At 63.2% G+C, this 15,967-nt stretch carries 14 protein-coding genes, 1 pseudogene and 1 riboswitch; of the genes and pseudogenes, 6 read left to right on the top strand and 9 right to left on the bottom strand.

Annotated features, from left to right (window positions below; all coding sequences use genetic code 11):
- Positions 1-92 precede the first annotated feature (92 nt).
- The 4 genes and pseudogenes from BLP82_RS32210 to BLP82_RS27775 all read right to left on the bottom strand — a co-directional run.
- Positions 93-179, bottom strand: a pseudogene (locus BLP82_RS32210) (nucleoid-structuring protein H-NS); the annotation flags it as partial.
- 226 nt (positions 180-405) lie between these two features.
- On the bottom strand, positions 406-1,221 hold the full coding sequence (gene cpdA, locus BLP82_RS27785) for a 3',5'-cyclic-AMP phosphodiesterase (RefSeq protein ID WP_092176008.1): 816 nt from the start codon (positions 1,219-1,221) through the stop codon (positions 406-408).
- 99 nt (positions 1,222-1,320) lie between these two features.
- On the bottom strand, positions 1,321-1,773 hold the full coding sequence (locus BLP82_RS27780; protein WP_024618006.1) for a DUF1249 domain-containing protein: 453 nt from the start codon (positions 1,771-1,773) through the stop codon (positions 1,321-1,323).
- Entirely contained in the window at positions 1,764-2,381 is a 618-nt protein-coding gene (locus BLP82_RS27775; protein WP_060739445.1) for an NUDIX domain-containing protein, read from the bottom strand. The genes BLP82_RS27780 and BLP82_RS27775 overlap by 10 nt, the downstream gene beginning before the upstream one ends.
- Positions 2,382-2,595: 214 nt before the next feature.
- Here BLP82_RS27775 and BLP82_RS27770 point away from each other — a divergent pair, with 214 nt between their 5' ends.
- Positions 2,596-3,339: a DUF3298 domain-containing protein gene (locus BLP82_RS27770; RefSeq protein ID WP_092176004.1), complete on the top strand. Its 744-nt coding sequence runs from the start codon at positions 2,596-2,598 to the stop codon at positions 3,337-3,339.
- On the opposite strand, the gene cytX is transcribed toward BLP82_RS27770, so the two are convergent.
- Together cytX and thiC are read right to left on the bottom strand one after the other, a co-directional pair.
- Complete coding sequence (gene cytX, locus BLP82_RS27765; protein WP_092176000.1) at positions 3,308-4,588, bottom strand: putative hydroxymethylpyrimidine transporter CytX; 1,281 nt, start codon at positions 4,586-4,588, stop codon at positions 3,308-3,310. The two genes, BLP82_RS27770 and cytX, sit on opposite strands and share 32 nt — an antisense overlap.
- 109 nt (positions 4,589-4,697) lie before the next feature.
- A complete protein-coding gene (thiC, locus tag BLP82_RS27760; RefSeq protein WP_092175996.1) occupies positions 4,698-6,587 on the bottom strand; it encodes a phosphomethylpyrimidine synthase ThiC in 1,890 nt (629 codons plus the stop codon).
- Between the two features lie 161 nt (positions 6,588-6,748).
- Positions 6,749-6,854: riboswitch (TPP riboswitch) on the bottom strand.
- A 154-nt stretch (positions 6,855-7,008) separates the two neighbouring features.
- On the opposite strand from thiC, the gene BLP82_RS27755 reads away from it, so the two are divergent.
- On the top strand, positions 7,009-8,448 hold the full coding sequence (locus BLP82_RS27755) for a TolC family outer membrane protein (protein WP_072407139.1): 1,440 nt from the start codon (positions 7,009-7,011) through the stop codon (positions 8,446-8,448).
- 48 nt (positions 8,449-8,496) lie between these two features.
- Here the strand turns inward: BLP82_RS27755 and waaA are convergent, their stop codons facing one another.
- Together waaA and BLP82_RS27745 are read right to left on the bottom strand one after the other, a co-directional pair.
- Entirely contained in the window at positions 8,497-9,777 is a 1,281-nt protein-coding gene (gene waaA / locus BLP82_RS27750) for a lipid IV(A) 3-deoxy-D-manno-octulosonic acid transferase (RefSeq protein WP_092175993.1), read from the bottom strand.
- A 22-nt stretch (positions 9,778-9,799) separates the two neighbouring features.
- On the bottom strand, positions 9,800-10,690 hold the full coding sequence (locus tag BLP82_RS27745) for a LysR family transcriptional regulator (protein ID WP_092175990.1): 891 nt from the start codon (positions 10,688-10,690) through the stop codon (positions 9,800-9,802).
- 103 nt (positions 10,691-10,793) lie between these two features.
- Here BLP82_RS27745 and BLP82_RS27740 point away from each other — a divergent pair, with 103 nt between their 5' ends.
- The 4 genes from BLP82_RS27740 to BLP82_RS27725 all read left to right on the top strand — a co-directional run bounded on the left by BLP82_RS27740 (position 10,794) and on the right by BLP82_RS27725 (position 14,350).
- A complete protein-coding gene (locus BLP82_RS27740; RefSeq protein ID WP_092175987.1) occupies positions 10,794-11,126 on the top strand; it encodes a DMT family transporter in 333 nt (110 codons plus the stop codon).
- A 239-nt stretch (positions 11,127-11,365) separates the two neighbouring features.
- Positions 11,366-12,541 (top strand): NAD(P)/FAD-dependent oxidoreductase, encoded by a 1,176-nt coding sequence (locus BLP82_RS27735; protein WP_092175984.1) that lies wholly within the window; start codon positions 11,366-11,368, stop codon positions 12,539-12,541.
- Positions 12,538-13,350: an aldo/keto reductase gene (locus BLP82_RS27730; RefSeq protein WP_092175980.1), complete on the top strand. Its 813-nt coding sequence runs from the start codon at positions 12,538-12,540 to the stop codon at positions 13,348-13,350. Before BLP82_RS27735 ends, BLP82_RS27730 begins: the two co-directional genes overlap by 4 nt.
- Before the next feature lie 34 nt (positions 13,351-13,384).
- Positions 13,385-14,350, top strand: a complete 966-nt coding sequence (locus tag BLP82_RS27725) for a hypothetical protein (RefSeq protein ID WP_053117832.1) — start codon at positions 13,385-13,387, stop codon at positions 14,348-14,350.
- Between the two features lie 147 nt (positions 14,351-14,497).
- Here the strand turns inward: BLP82_RS27725 and hldE are convergent, their stop codons facing one another.
- Positions 14,498-15,919: a bifunctional D-glycero-beta-D-manno-heptose-7-phosphate kinase/D-glycero-beta-D-manno-heptose 1-phosphate adenylyltransferase HldE gene (hldE, locus tag BLP82_RS27720; RefSeq protein ID WP_092175976.1), complete on the bottom strand. Its 1,422-nt coding sequence runs from the start codon at positions 15,917-15,919 to the stop codon at positions 14,498-14,500.
- Between the last annotated feature and the right edge of the window lie 48 nt (positions 15,920-15,967).

Below are 15,967 nucleotides of genomic sequence, written 5' to 3'. Positions count from 1 at the left end.
CTCCCACAGGTCCAGCTCAAACAAGTCTGATGGGTGTACACCCCCGCAAGAGCCAGGCCGGCTATAAGGCCGCCTCGGCGGGCTTTTGATCTGGGGGCCCCGTTGACCACGCTGGCCGAACGCAGGTATTGCGCAGTGGGCACCTCGGCATGGATGCCGAGGTAGCCGCGCTGGGCCATGGATGGCCCTTCGCGGCGGCCCACGGAGTAATGCCGGAGTGAGGGCACACCGAGCCTAGGCGAGGTGCCGAGTGGTGGGGCAAAGACCTTTTGGTTACTTTTGGGGCGTTTGCCAAAAGTGACCCGCTGTAAGAGCGGAACCGTCAGCAGCCGTTACCGCAGAAATGGATATGTACTCCATCAGACCGCCATCGCGAGCAAGCTCGCTCCCACAGTTGGGCCGAACTCAGTACCCGTTGGACTCATAGTCCGGGGTAAACGCAAACCCAACCACCCGCTCAACCCCCGTCTCCAACCGCCCATCCGGCAAGAGCCGCAACCACCGATACCCCGGCGCCTGCGAGCCCACCGCAAAATCCTCACTGCCCGGCTCAAACTGAATACAGGTCGAAGGCGAAGCCAACAACCGAACCCCCTCACGGACCCGGTCAACCTCCTGGTGCACATGCCCCCACAACACCGCCCGCACCTGTGGAAACCGATCCAACACCGCAAACAAAGCCTCCGGATTACGCAACCCAATAGGCTCCATCCACGCACACCCAATCGAAACAGGATGATGATGCAGACACACCAGATGATGCCGCTCAGGCGCCTCGCTCAACGCATTGGCCAACAGAATCAGCTGCTCCTCGGCCAAAAACCCCGGCACCGAACCCGGCACGGCCGAGTCCAGCATCGTCACCCGCCAATTGCCGATGTCCACCACCGGATCGAGCAACGTGCTCTTGACCGCCGCCTCGAGCATCACCCGCGGCTCGTCATGGTTGCCGGGGATCCACCGCGCCGGCGCATCGATTCGGGCGGTCAACTGCCGAAACGCCGCGTAGGACTCCAGCGTGCCATCCTGGGACAGATCCCCCGTGGCGAGCATCAGGTCAATGTCCGGCTGCTGCTCGAGCACCAGATCGATGACCGCCCGCAAACTGTCACGGGTATTCATGCCCAGCAACGAGGCATCGGCCTCGGCGAACAAATGGCTATCGGACAGTTGGACCAACAACGCCGCATCGGCAGTGGTCAAGCTGGATACGCTCGGCAAATCGCTTTCTCCCAGGCGCAATCACGCCGTTGCATGAAGCCGCAATTATGCTGGGGGACGATCGAAAGGGGAAACCCGCGAACCGGAACCGGTTCACAACTACCGAACGACTTCGAACTCGTGGCCCAGCGCCAGGCAATGACTCAGCCACTCGCCCAGGAACAGGTTCAACTGGGCCTTTTCGTCCGGCTGGTGCATCGAGGCATTGGGGTAAGGATAGATGCCACGGAAGCGTCGTGCATGCTCGGCGCTGACGACTTCGGCCATGCGCGCATCGTGATAGACCTGAACCTCCAGCTGCGGCACCGGCAACCAGGGCAGGCTGTGTTCCTGGCGCACCTGCAAGGTGGTGGTGTAGGGACAGGTCTGCAGCACTTCCAGGGCCAGTACGCCGAGCATCTGGTCGCCGTGGGTCACGGCGATGCGGCGCGGCAAGGGGTCGTTGCGCATGTCCGGCAACAAGCGCATCAGGCGGGCGTAGTTGGCCTCGCAGGCGGCCTGCAACCCCACCAGATCGACGCGATAGCGGTCGCGCAGCTTGTTCAGGACCATAGCCCCCTCACTTCATCGCGATTCAAGGCCAGCCATTGCAAGGCAATGATGCTGGCCGCGTTGCAGATACGCCCGTCGCGCACGGCTTGCAAGGCATCTTCGTAGGCCCAGACCTTCACCCGAATGTCTTCGGCTTCTTCCAGAAGGCCATGCAGGCCGCCTGCCCCCGTGCTGTCGCAACGCCCCAAGAACAAATGTACGAATTCGTTGCTGCCGCCTGGCGATGGAAAATACTGAGTCATCGGCCAAAGCGCAGCGAAGACAAGCCCAGCTTCCTCCTGCGCTTCGCGATGAGCAACTTCTTCCGGTTGCTCATCCTTGTCGATCAGGCCGGCCACCAGTTCCACCAGCCAGGGGTTGGTGGTCTTGCCAATGGCTCCCACGCGAAACTGCTCGATCAGCACCACTTCATCGCGCTGCGGGTCGTAGGGCAGCACACACACCGCGTCATGACGCACGAACAATTCACGGCTGATCTCACGGCTCATGCCACCGGCAAACAACTCGTGGCGCAAGACGAGGCGGTCGAGCTTATAGAAACCCTTGAAGCAGGTTTCACGCTTGACGATGTCCACGGTGTTCGGTGCGGCGTTGGCGAAGTCGGTCATGACAATCCTCGTGTGCAATGGATCAATACGAGGTTCCAACCTCGGCTTCGCGCCATCCTAACGCGCCCGTACCCTTTGATGCAGCCCCTTTCCGGTGATCGGGATGGACGGCTGCGCTGAAAATCACTCTAATGAGCTTAGTGGCGAACTGATTGCCTTGCCGACAGTCGAAGCGGGTAACTTTTTGCCTTTCCGTGTTTCATGAAGGACGCCCATGTCGCTTTTCAAAACCGCCTCCGTGGCTGCCATTGCCCTGACCCTGGGCGCTTGCCAAAGCCTGTTCCAACCCAACTATCGCGCACCGCTGGAGACCACCCGCGACGCTTCGGAACAACTGCAACCCGGCTGTGCCAGCGCCGACTGCCCATTGGTGAACATCGATACCCTGCACTTTCCCACCGAGCCCGCCTTGGACGGCATCGTCGAAAAACGCCTGCTGCAAATGACCCGCACCCAGGACGCACCGGTGGCACCGACGCTGGCGGCCTATCGCGAACAGTTTTTGCGCAACGCCGCACCGCGCAACAGCAGCTATTTGCAGGCCAAGGTACGCGAGCAACATGACGGCCTGGTGATCATCGAATTGTCCAGCTACCTGGACACCGGCGGTGCCCACGGCACGCCAGGGCGCGGCTTCATCAACTATTCGCGCCAGCAGCACAAGGTACTGACTCTGTCGGACATGCTGCTGCCAGGCCAGGAAGAAGCCTTCTGGAAAGCTGCGCAAGTCGCCCACAACAGCTGGCTGATCAGCACCAAGCTGGATCAGGAGCCCGAGTTCCTGAAACAGTGGTCCTTCCAGAAAACCCCGCACGTGGCGCTGACCTACGGCGGGGTGATCCTCAAGTACGAAGTGAGCACCATCGCGCCGTACGCCCTGGGTCACATCGAACTGAAGATCGCCTATCCCCGCCTCAATGGCATCCTCAAGCCCGAGCTGTTCCCCGGCCGTAGCTGAAAGCCCGACCCAACAGCAGTTGCAGCAACCCTGCCAGAACCAGCGACGGCAGGGTTGCACCGACATCCGGATAGAGGTTGGCCAGCACGTGATAAGTGCTCACCCCACCCAGCCAGGCCAACAGGGCCGGCCAGCGCAACGCGGCTGACACCACTTGGCTGCTGCGTTTGCGCAGGATGAAGTGGTCCACCAGCACCACGCCGAACAGCGGCGCGAACACCGAGCCGATCAGCAACAGGAAGTTCTGGTATTGCGCCAACGGTGCGAAGCAGGCGATCAAGGTGCAGATGACGCCAATCGCCAAGGCCAGGTGCTCGACCTTCAACCCCGACAGCATGCCGCTGGACACTGCCGCCGAGTGGATGTCGGCGAAGGCGTTTTCCGACTCGTCCAGCAGAATCAGCAGTAACGGAATGCCCAGCCCGGCACCGGCCAGGGCCAGCAGCAACGCGTTGACTTCACCGCTCGGCGCGAAGGCCAGGGTGTAGGCCACGCCCAGGCTCATCAGCCAGAAATTACCGATGAAGAAACCCACGGCAGTGCCGCCAAAGACATTTTTGGCGCGCTGGCCAAAACGTGAGTAGTCGGCGATCAGCGGCAACCACGACAGCGGCATGGCAATGGCGATGTCAAACCCTACCGCCAGCGGCATCGAACCATCGCCCGCCTGGGCCCACAGCGCCGCCAGGTCGGCCTTGGCAAACAGGTTCCAGGTCAACCAGATGCAGGCCGCCAGCAGCAGCCAGATGCCCCATTTGCGCAGGACCTTGCGCACGAAGGTCAACGGCCCACTCACGGCAAGCAGGGTCGCCAGGGCGCCGAAGAACAACGTCCACAGCAGCGGGTTGGAGCCCAGGCTGCCTTCGTTGAAGGCTCGCGCGCCGAGCAGGCTGGCGGCATCGCGCATGACGATGATTTCGAACGAGCCCCAGCCGATCAATTGCAGCAAGTTCAACACCGCCGGCACGCTCGCGCCCTTGCCGCCCAGGCTGAGCTTGAGGGCGGCCATGGCCGACAGGCCTGTGTCACTGCCGATCACCCCGACCGCCGCCAGCAACAGGACGCCCACCAGCGTGCCGAGGAAAATCGCCAGCAACGAACCGCTCAGGCCCAGGCCCGGTGCGAGCAAGGCGCCGACTTGCAGGACCATCAGGCCGATGCCGAGGGAGAACCACAGGGAAAACAGATCGCGGGCGCCGAAGACGCGTTTGTCGGTGGGGATCGCGATGTCGGGGGAATAGGTGTTCAAGAGAAGTATCTCGGTGAAAAGGGGTTGCAAGCTTCAAGCTGCAAGCATCAAGAAAAAGCGGATTGCGCTTTTGCTTCTAACTTGCAGCTTGCCGCTTGGAGCTTGCCGCTTAAACTTTCTTATAAAGCTGACTACCTTCCTGCTTGAACCGCTCCGCCTGCTCCGCCAAGCCTTGGGCAACGTCGACATCCACCGCTTCAATGCGCTGGTTGGCGGCGTACTCGCGCACTTCCTGGGTGATTTTCATCGAGCAGAATTTCGGCCCGCACATCGAACAGAAATGCGCCACCTTGGCCGAGTCCTTCGGCAGGGTTTCGTCGTGGTACGAACGGGCAGTGTCCGGGTCCAGGCCGAGGTTGAACTGGTCTTCCCAGCGGAACTCGAAACGCGCCTTGCTCAAGGCGTTGTCGCGGATCTGCGCACCCGGGTGGCCCTTGGCAAGGTCGGCCGCGTGGGCGGCGATCTTGTAGGTGATGATCCCGGTCTTCACGTCATCCTTGTTCGGCAAGCCGAGGTGTTCCTTCGGTGTGACGTAGCAGAGCATGGCGCAACCGAACCAGCCGATCATCGCCGCACCGATACCGGAGGTGATGTGGTCGTAACCCGGCGCGATGTCGGTGGTCAGTGGGCCGAGGGTGTAGAACGGCGCCTCGTCGCAGCACTCGAGCTGCTTGTCCATGTTCTCCTTGATCAACTGCATCGGCACGTGGCCGGGGCCTTCGATCATGCATTGCACATCGTGCTTCCAGGCGATCTTGGTCAGCTCGCCGAGGGTTTCCAGCTCGCCGAACTGCGCTTCGTCGTTGGCGTCGGCAATCGAGCCCGGACGCAGGCCATCGCCCAGCGAGAAGCTGACGTCGTAGGCCTTCATGATTTCGCAGATGTCTTCGAAGTGGGTGTAGAGGAAGTTTTCCTTATGGTGCGCCAGGCACCACTTGGCCATGATCGAACCGCCACGGCTGACGATCCCGGTGACGCGCTTGGCGGTCATCGGCACATAGCGCAGCAACACGCCGGCGTGGATGGTGAAGTAGTCGACGCCCTGCTCGGCCTGCTCGATCAACGTGTCGCGGAACAGCTCCCAGGTCAGGTCTTCGGCCACGCCGCCGACTTTTTCCAGGGCCTGGTAGATCGGCACGGTGCCGATCGGCACGGGCGAGTTGCGGATGATCCATTCGCGGGTTTCATGGATGTGCTTGCCGGTGGACAGGTCCATGACCGTGTCCGAACCCCAGCGTATGCCCCAGGTCAGCTTCGCCACTTCTTCTTCGATGGACGAACCCAGCGCGCTGTTGCCGATGTTGCCATTGATCTTCACCAGGAAGTTACGGCCGATGATCATCGGTTCCAGTTCGGTGTGGTTGATGTTGGCCGGGATGATCGCGCGGCCACGGGCGATTTCATCGCGCACGAATTCCGGGGTGATGACTTTCGGCACGCTGGCGCCGAAGCTGTGGCCGGCGTGTTGTTGGTCCAGCAGGCCGGCGGCGCGGGCCACTTCCAGCTTCATGTTTTCGCGGATGGCGACGTATTCCATCTCGGCGGTGATGATGCCTTTGCGCGCGTAGTGCATCTGGCTGACGTTGGCACCGGGCTTGGCCCGACGTGGGTTGTTCACGTGGGCGAAGCGCAGCTTGGTCAGCTCGGGATCGGCCAGGCGCTCCTGGCCAAAGTTGGAACTCAGGCCCGCCAGGCGTTCGGTGTCGCCACGGGCTTCGATCCACGAAGAACGCACGTCGGCCAGGCCCTTGCGCACGTCAATGATCACGTTCGGGTCGGTGTACGGACCCGACGTGTCGTACACCACAACCGGCGCGTTGATTTCGCCGCCGAAGTCGGTGGGGGTCACGTCGAGGCTGATTTCGCGCATGGGTACGCGGATATCCGGGCGGCTGCCCTGGACATAGATTTTTTGCGAGCGGGTAAAGGGCTGGACCGATTGCTCATCGACCTTGGCCGAATCGCTGAGGTTGGTCGCGTTTTTTGCTTTTGTCGTCATCACGGGCTCTCCAGACACACATCCAGGCAGTGGATTTTTGTCGGAGCGAACCTGTAGCGAATGGACACGTCCCTGCACGAAAGTGCGGACGCTGTGCTTGCTGCTCGAGTGCGTTCAATGGTCGAACGACATCCCGGACGAAGCACAAGAGGACTCGCCGGGTGACGAGAAATCTTGTTCCCTACGCAGGCGTTAACCTGATCAGGTTCAACGGGATCCGAAATTATTCGATCTCAGCCTCATAGCAAGGCACCCCGACAAGAACCCGGCCAGTCTAGACACAACCACCACAGAACGCCATCACCCGGGTAAAAGCCGTGATGAATGGCGCATATACAGGATTGTTGCCGTGCCTATGCGCAACTACACTCGCTACGCCGCGCCTCTTGTGCGCAAACATTCGAGAAGTAGGGATCGCCTCATGCTGCGCAAACTTTCACTGGCCCTCGCCGTGTCTTGTGCGTCCAACGGAATGGCCTGGGCTGCCGAAGCGCCCCTGACCACCAAAACCGATCTGGTGAGCGTCTATCAGGAAGCGGTGGACAATAACGCCGACCTGGCGGCCGCCCGCGCCCAGTATGGTGCCCAGAAGGAAGTGGTGCCCCAGGCCCGTGCCGGGTTGTTGCCGAACCTGTCCGGCGGTGCGGAAGTCGCCAATGTGCGCACCGATATCGACCAGCCTGCCGCAGTCGCCAGCCGTAGTGCCCGCTCCTACCAGGCCACGCTGTCCCAACCCTTGTTCCGTGCCGATCGCTGGTTCCAGTTCCAGGCCGCCAAGTCGGTGAATGAACAGGCCGCACTGCAACTGTCGGCCACCGAGCAGAACATGATCCTGCAAAGCGCCGAGAGCTACTTCAACGTGCTGCGCAGCCAGGACAACCTGGCTTCGACCAAGGCCGAGGAAGCCGCGTTCAAGCGCCAGCTCGACCAGTCCAACGAACGCTTCGACGTCGGCCTGTCGGACAAGACCGACGTGCTGCAATCCCAGGCCAGCTACGACACCGCACGCGCCAACCGGATCCTCGCCCAGCGCCAGGTCGAGGACGCGTTCGAAGCGCTGATCACCCTGACCAACCGCCAGTACAACTCGCTTCAGGGCATCGTCCACACCCTGCCGATCCTGCCGCCGACGCCGAACGACGCCAAGGCCTGGGTCGATACCGCGGCCAAGCAGAACCTCAACCTGCTGGCCAGCAACTACGCGGTCGATGCCGCCGAAGACACTTTGCGCCAGCGCAAGGCCGGGCATGCGCCGACCCTGGACGCCGTGGCGAGATATGAAAAAGGTGACAACGACGCCCTGGGCTTCAGCAACCCGAACGCATTCGGTCGCGCCTACAGCGGCGACGTAGAGCAACGCACGCTGGCCCTGCAATTGAACATACCGATTTTCAGCGGCGGGCTGACCAGCTCCCAGGTGCGCGAGTCCTACTCGCAGCTCACCCAGACCGAACAGCAGCGCGAAGGCCTGCGCCGGCAGGTGGTGGAGAACACCCGGAACCTGCACCGAGCGGTCAACACGGACGTGGAGCAGGTCCAGGCCCGGCGCCAGTCGATCATCTCCAACCAGAGCGCGGTGGAAGCCACGGAAATCGGCTATCAGGTGGGTACCCGCAACATCGTCGATGTGCTCGATGCCCAGCGCCAGCTGTACACCTCGGTGCGCAACTACAACAACGCCCGCTACGACTACATCCTCGACAACCTGCGTCTGAAGCAAGCGGCCGGGACGTTGAGCCCGGCGGACCTGCAGGACCTGTCGCGCTACCTCAAGCCCGACTACAACCCCGACCGCGACTTCCTGCCGCCGGACCTGGCCCAGGCAGCGTCGCAGCAGTTGCGCTCGCGGCCGGCGCAATAACGACGATAGCCTTGATGCTGATCGTTCCCACGCAGAGCGTGGGAACGATCACCGTCCAGCGAGCAACCGCCCCAACCCCTCCAGCAACCGCTGCAACGCGCCCTGGTTGCTGCGCATCACCTTCAACCCCGCCTCGGCCATGCGCTGGGCATCCCGGGGCAGTTCGAACAGACGCTGCACCGCCAGGGCCAGGCTTTCGGCATCTTCCACTTCCGCCAGCGCTCCGGCAGCGCGTAGTTGCGCGGCGATTTCGAGGAAGTTGAACAGGTGCGGCCCGCTGAGCACCGGTTTCGCCAGCGCCGCCGGCTCAAGCAGGTTGTGTCCACCGTTGGGCACCAGGCTGCCCCCGACGAACGCGCTGTCGGCCAACGCATAGAGAAACAGCAGTTCGCCCATGGTGTCGCCGAGCAGCACCGAAGCCTGGGCGGTAACCGGTTGGCCGCTGGAGCGCCGCACCGTGACCAGGCCTTCGTTTTCACACAACTGGTGCACCGAGTCGAAACGCTCGGGATGACGCGGCACCAGGATAAGCAGCGCATCGGGATAACTGTCGAGCAACCGGCGGTGAGCCGCCAGTACCACTTCGTCTTCACCCTCATGGGTGCTGGCGGCGATCCACACCGGGCGTTCGGTTGCTTGCCACTGGCGGCGCAAGGCGCTGGCGTCTTCGAGCAACTGCGGGTCGATGGTCAGGTCGAATTTGATGGAGCCGGTGACCTCGACGGTTTCCACCCGGGCGCCCAACTGGCGAAAACGCTCGGCTTCGGCTTCGGTCTGCACGGCGAACAGGCTCATCTCGGCGAGCATGGGCCGGGTGAGCTTGGGAAAGCGTGCATAACCCCGGGCCGAGCGCTCCGACAACCGCGCGTTGGCCAGGGCCACCGGAATGCCGCGCCTGGCGCATTGGTGAATATGATTGGGCCACAGCTCGGTTTCCATGATCACCGCCAGGACCGGGCGGGCCCGGTCGAGAAAACGCTTGGCGGCACAGGGCAAGTCGTAAGGCAAATAGCAATGCTGGATGCGCGGCTCGTTGGCGAACATCGCCTGGATCCGTTCCGACCCGGTGGGCGTCATGCAGGTGACGGTGATGGGCAACTGTGGATAACGTTGCAGCAAGGCGCGGATCATTGGCGCGGCGGCAATGCTCTCGCCCACCGACACCGCGTGCACCCAGATACCTCCCGGCATCATGACCGGCAGGCCCCAGGAAAAGCGCTCGCCGATGCGCCGGGCATAAGCCGGCGCCTTGCGTGCCCGCAGCCACAGCCGAATCGCTACCAGTGGCAGCCCCAGATAAAACAACGCGCTATAGAGAGTTCTGTTCATGGCGGCGGAGTTTATCGGTTTTTCAGCCGATCGCCTGCAACTGCACGGCAAAACGTTCCGCCAGCCAACGGGCCGCCGGCCCCAGGGGTTCGTCGCGGCGCCAGACCAGTTCCACCACCAGGGCCGGCGGGGTCCATTCGCTGCTGAGTTCGACCATGTCCCCCAGGTACGCCGGGTACTGCACCACGTGCCGTGGCAGCCAGGCCCAGCCCAGGCCACTCCTCAACCACTCGGCCAACACATAGAAACTGTCGGCCCGCCAGACCTGCGGGCTGGCCTGCTCGCTGCCGGGATAGACGCTGGACTGGGTCGCCATCAACAACTGGCGGTGCCGGGCCATTTCCCGGCAGGTCACATAGCCATGGTTCGCCAGGGGATGGTCCCGGCCGCACACCGTGACCATTTCGACGCTGCCCAGTACCCGGCGCTCCAGCGCCTCAGGGATCTGGTCGTGATAGAACAGCAAGCCGAGGTCGGCGCGCCGCTCCACCAGTTTGCGCGCCACGTCGCCCTGGGCGGCGCTGGCCAGTTGCACTTCGAGGGTAGGAAATTGCTCGGCCAGGGCCGCCAGACTGTCGATGACCGGTTGATAGGGCATGGCTTCATCCTGGGCCAGGCGCAGCGACGGCTCCTGCCCGCGCATCAAGGCCAGGGCCCGACCGTTGAGGCGCTCGCACTGGCGCAGCACTTCCCTGGCTTCTTCGAGCAGGGCTTCACCCGCGTCGGTGAGCCTGGGCTGGCGGCCGCTGCTGCGCTCGAACAGGCTCACCCCCAAGTCGTCTTCCAGCATGGCGATCGCGCTGCTGATGGCCGATTGCGCCTTGCGCTGGTCCCGGGCCACGGCGGAAAACGAACGTTTCTCGGCGACCCCGACAAACAGCCGCAATTGCTCCAGATTCCACTGTACGTTCATGGCTCAACCTATCTCCATTACAGATAGGTAATGACTTTACCGCATCTGGGCGATCTCTAGAATGACCCCATCGAAAGACGCCACCGTCAAAGAGGAACCGCCCATGAACGCCTACTACTACCTGGCCATCGCCATCTGCGCCGAAGTGATCGCCACCGTTTCGATGAAAGCGATCAAGGGCCTGACCACACCCCTGCCCTTGCTGCTGGTCGTTGTAGGCTACGGCACCGCGTTCTGGATGCTGACGCTGGTGGTGCGCACCGTACCGGTGGGCGTGGCCTATGCGGTCTGGGCCGGGCTGGGGATCGTCATGGTCAGCGTGGCGGCGCTGTTCATCTACGGGCAGAAACTGGACGTACCAGCGATGCTGGGGATGGCGCTGATTGTGTTGGGGGTGGTGGTGATCCAGCTGTTTTCCAAGACCGCCGGGCACTGAAAACACACCGGTCATTAAACTGGAATACTTTGTGGAGAGGGGATTTATCCCCGCTGGGGTGCGAAGCGCCCCCTTTTTCAAGGCAACTGGCATATCGTGCTGTCAGGTTCTGGGGCTGCTGCGCAGCCCAGCGGGGATAAATCCCCTCGCCACAGTTGGACTGACCTTGAACAGGGGGATCAGACGCATCTCATCGAGTCTGTATACTGCGCCCTCGTCTTGAACACTGAGGTCGCTGCATGCCATCCGTTATTTCCACCGACATCCTGATTGTCGGCGCCGGAGTCGCCGGCCTCTGGCTGAACGCGCGCTTGCGCCGCCTGGGGTTTTCAACCGTGCTGGTGGAAAGCGCCAGCCTCGGTGGCGGGCAGAGTGTCAAATCCCAGGGCATCATCCATGGCGGCGCCAAATATGCCTTGCATGGCGCCCTGACCGGGGCCTCGGAAGCCATCGCCGACATGCCGCGCCGCTGGCGCGAAGCCCTGAACGGTGATGGTGAACTGGACCTGTCCGGCGTGCGCATGCTGTCCGATGCCCATTACCTCTGGTCCCCCGGCACCCTGGCCGGCAACCTCACCAGTTTCTTTGCCAGCAAGGCCGTGCGCGGACGGGTCGACCAGGTCAAGGGCGACCAATTGCCGCCGGCCCTGCAAGACAAGCGCTTCAAAGGCAAGGTCTATCGCCTGGCCGAGTTGGTGGTGGATGTTCCCAGCCTGATCGAGCGCCTGGCGGAACTGGCCGGCGACAGCCTGCTGGCCGGGCAGCGCATCGAGCCACTGCGCGAAGCAGGTGAATGGGTCGGACTGAAGGTCGACGACCGTGAGATTCGGGCCCAGCGCATTGTCTTCAGCGCGGGCGCGGGCACCGCTGACCTGCTCAAAGCCCTGGGCCTGGACAAACCGGCCATGCAGACCCGGCCGTTGCACATGGTCCTGGCCAAGGGGCCGAGCCTCAAGCCGCTTTACGCCCATTGCCTGGGCGGCGGACCGAAGCCACGCGTCACCGTCACCACCCACCCGGCCGCCAATGGCCAATGGGTCTGGTACCTGGGGGGCGACCTCGCCGAAGGCGATGCCATCGCCCGCGAGCCTGCCGAGCAGATCGCCGTCGCGCAGAAAGAACTGGGCCAATTGCTGCCGTGGATCGACCTCAGCACAGCGCAATGGGCCACGTTGCGGGTTGACCGCGCCGAACCGTTGCAGTCGGGCCTGACCCGCCCGGATAACGCCTTCCTCGCCGAGCAGGATCGCCTGCTGGTGGGCTGGCCGACCAAACTGGCCCTGGCTCCGGACTTCGCCGATCGGGTGGTCAACGCGCTGCAACGCGATGGCATCCAGCCCAGTCACCCGGCTCCGCTGCCGGACCTGCCGAAGCCGCCCATGGGCGTGCCAGCCTGGGAGCAACTGTTGCCATGAGCCAAGCGACCCTGCATGACTTCTATCGCCCTCTGGGCCATGACGGCCCGCGGGTTTCGCCCTTGGGCCTGGGCACCGTCAAGCTGGGCCGCGACCAGGGCGTCAAATACCCCAACGGTTTTCAGATCCCCGATGACGACGAAGCGCGCATGTTGCTCAAGCTCGCGCGCGACCTGGGGATCAATCTGATCGACACCGCACCGGCCTATGGTCGCAGCGAAGAACGCCTCGGCCCGCTGCTGCGCGGCCAACGTCACGACTGGGTGATTGTCAGCAAGGTCGGCGAAGAATTCAGTGACGGCCAGTCACGCCACGACTTCAGTGCAGCCCATACCCGATTCTCGGTGGAGCGCAGCCTCAAGCGCCTGGAAACCGACTACATCGACCTGGTCCTGGTGCATTCCGACGGCAACGACCTGGCGATCCTCAACGACAGCGAGGTCTACCCGACCCTGGCGGCGCTCAAGCGCGAAGGCAAGATCGGCGGCTTCGGCTTTTCCGGCAAGACCGTCGACGGCGGCTTGAAGGCCCTGGAGCAAGGCGATTGCGCAATGGTCACCTACAATCTGAACGAACGAGGCGAAAAGGCGGTCATTGACTACGCCAACGAGCACGGCAAAGCGATCCTGGTGAAAAAAGCCCTGGCCAGCGGCCACGCCTGCCTGAGCCCTGGGGTAGACCCGGTTCGAGCCAGTTTCGAACTGTTGTTTGAGCATCCTGGGGTCGCCAGTGCTATTGTCGGCACCATCAATCCGCTGCACCTCGCCCATAACGTCGCGACCGTAGCCACGGTCCTGCGTAAACACTGACGCCGCCCTACGCGGCCTGAAGGAAGGAGCCGACATGCCGCGTACGCTCATCAGAAAGAATCCGAGTAACTTCAAGACCCTGCCCCTGTTCGTCGAAGCGACCCCCGAAGGCCTGACTTACCAGAGCGTCGGGATGCCGCTGAATTTTGCCCAGACCTTGCAGCGCCGCCGTCCTGTCGCGGTGGCCGATGCCGAGCGTTTTTCCCTGGAGCTGGCGAATCTGGGCGTCTCGGTGCGCCTGACCCTGCATTGGCAGAACCGCGACTATTGGGTGCTGGTACGCCAGCGTCGGCAGGATCGCGGCGACGTGGTGCTCAAGCTGATTTCCGGCTACGTCCCGGCCCACGAACTGAACCTGCCGCTGCTCACCGCCATCAGCGAGATCGCCGAAGAATGCCTGCTGGAAACCCCTGAAGGCTGGCTGGGCGGGCGCTTCAACGACACCTGGCTGCCAGCCCCCTACGCCACGGCCTTGCACTACCGCGAGGCCTTGCCGTTTCGCCTGACGCCCCTGTCGGGCTCGGCCCGCCCGGTGCGCAGCGCCAATCTGCAACTGATCGAACGGCCACGGGCCTACGTGCACCTGCCGACGGCATCGCTGCAATTGATCTATGACTTGCGCCTGGACGTGCCCAAGGAAGCCAAGTCCCTGAGCCTGTTTCACGTTGATGAGCGCCTGGAGGGCGACCAGTTGGTGGCACGCCTGGACCGCAAGCGACCGGACCTGTACCTGATGCCGCTGCAGGATGGGCAACCCTTGCCCGAGCTGTATACCTTGAAAAAGGATCAGCTACACCCGGCCAGCACCCGTGGGCTGTACCTGGCGGAAAGTTTCGCCCGGCAGGACGGCTGGCTGGTACGTGACGAGCGGATTCGCTGGAAGGACTGGCTGCGCCAGCAAGGGCTGACGCCACCGGGCAAGGAGTCGGGCCTGACCCGACTCAAGGGCAAGGCCCGGCAGTTGCTCAAGAAGATCGTGCCGCGCAAGGTGGCTCGTTAGGCCTGCTGCCCATTTCCTGGCTGGACAGTGGGCCCTGTGGGAGCGAGCTTGCTCGCGATGGCGTTGGATCACTCAGCCTCGATTTGGCTGACACACCGCTATCGCGAGCAAGCCCGCTCCCACAGGTTCTGCGCTTTGCCTGACACATCAGTTATTGCGGATCTTCTCCACAATCGCCGTCGTCGAGCTGTTTTCCACCAGCCCCAACACCTTCACGGTGCCGCCGTAGGCCGTGACGATGTCCGCGCCGACGACCTGGTCGATCCCATAGTCACCGCCCTTGACCAGCACATCCGGCTTGACCTGGCGCAACAGGTTTTCCGGCGTGCCCTCGCTGAAGCTGATCACCCAGTCCACCGCGCCCAGGCCGGCCAGGACCGCCATGCGCCGGTCGACGCTGTTGATCGGACGGCCCGGCCCTTTGAGACGGCTCACGGAGGCATCGTCATTGACCGCGACGATCAAGCGATCACCCTGGGCCCTGGCCTGCTCGAGGTAGGTCACATGGCCGGCGTGCAGGATGTCGAAGCAACCGTTGGTGAAGACGATGCTTTCGTTGTGGGCACGGGCATCGTCAACGGCCAGCAGCAGTTGCTCCAGGCCCAGCACGCCCCGCTCGGAGCCTTCCTCGCGCTGGATGGCGCGGCGCAGCTCGGGGGCGCTGATGGCTGCCGTGCCGAGCTTGCCGACGACGATGCCCGCCGCCAGGTTAGCCAGGGCGACCGCATGGGGCAGTTCCTCGCCGGCAGCGATCGCCGCGGCCAGCGTGGAAATCACGGTGTCGCCGGCACCCGTCACGTCGAATACTTCACGGGCACGGGCCGGCAGGTGCAACGCAGGGTGACCGGGGCGCAGCAAGGTCATGCCATGCTCGCCACGGGTCACCAGCAAGGCGCCAAGGTCGAGGTCTTGCATCAGCTGCGCGCCTTTGCTCACCAATTCGTGCTCATCGACGCAGCCGCCGACGATGGTTTCGAATTCGCTGAGGTTCGGCGTGATCAGGCTGGCGCCACGGTAGATGGAAAAATCCTTGCCCTTGGGATCGGCCAGGACTGGAATGCCACGGGCACGGGCGGCCTGGATCAGCGCCTGGTGATTCTTCAACGCGCCTTTGCCGTAGTCCGACAACACCAGGACCTTGACGCCTTCGAGCAAGTTGTCGACCTCGGCACCGAGGGCCAGGGGGTCGGTGGCGAAAGGTTCTTCGAAGTCGATGCGCAGCAGTTGCTGGTGACGGCTCATGACCCGCAGCTTGACGATGGTCGGCTGGTGCGCAACGCGCTGGAATATCGCACGGACGCCTGCGCCCTTGAGACTGTTGGTCAGGCTGTCGGCGGCCTCGTCGTCACCGGTCACGCCCACCAAGGAGGCCGGTGCGCCGAGGGCAGCGATGTTCAAGGCAACGTTGGCGGCACCGCCGGGGCGATCCTCGATGTGCTCGACCTTGACCACCGGTACCGGCGCCTCAGGGGAAATCCGTGAGGTTCCGCCATGCCAGTAGCGGTCGAGCATGACATCGCCGACCACCAATACAGGGGCTTGATCGAATCGCGGCATGGACAACTTCATGGAGCATCCCACATACAAAATGAACAGGGCCGCGATATTAGCACAGGG

The organism is Pseudomonas sp. NFACC37-1 (assembly GCF_900101575.1).
Lineage (GTDB): Bacteria > Pseudomonadota > Gammaproteobacteria > Pseudomonadales > Pseudomonadaceae > Aquipseudomonas > Aquipseudomonas fluorescens_AA.
The sequence above is the reverse complement of the archived record's forward strand: the minus strand, read 5'-3'. Positions and strand labels throughout refer to the sequence as shown.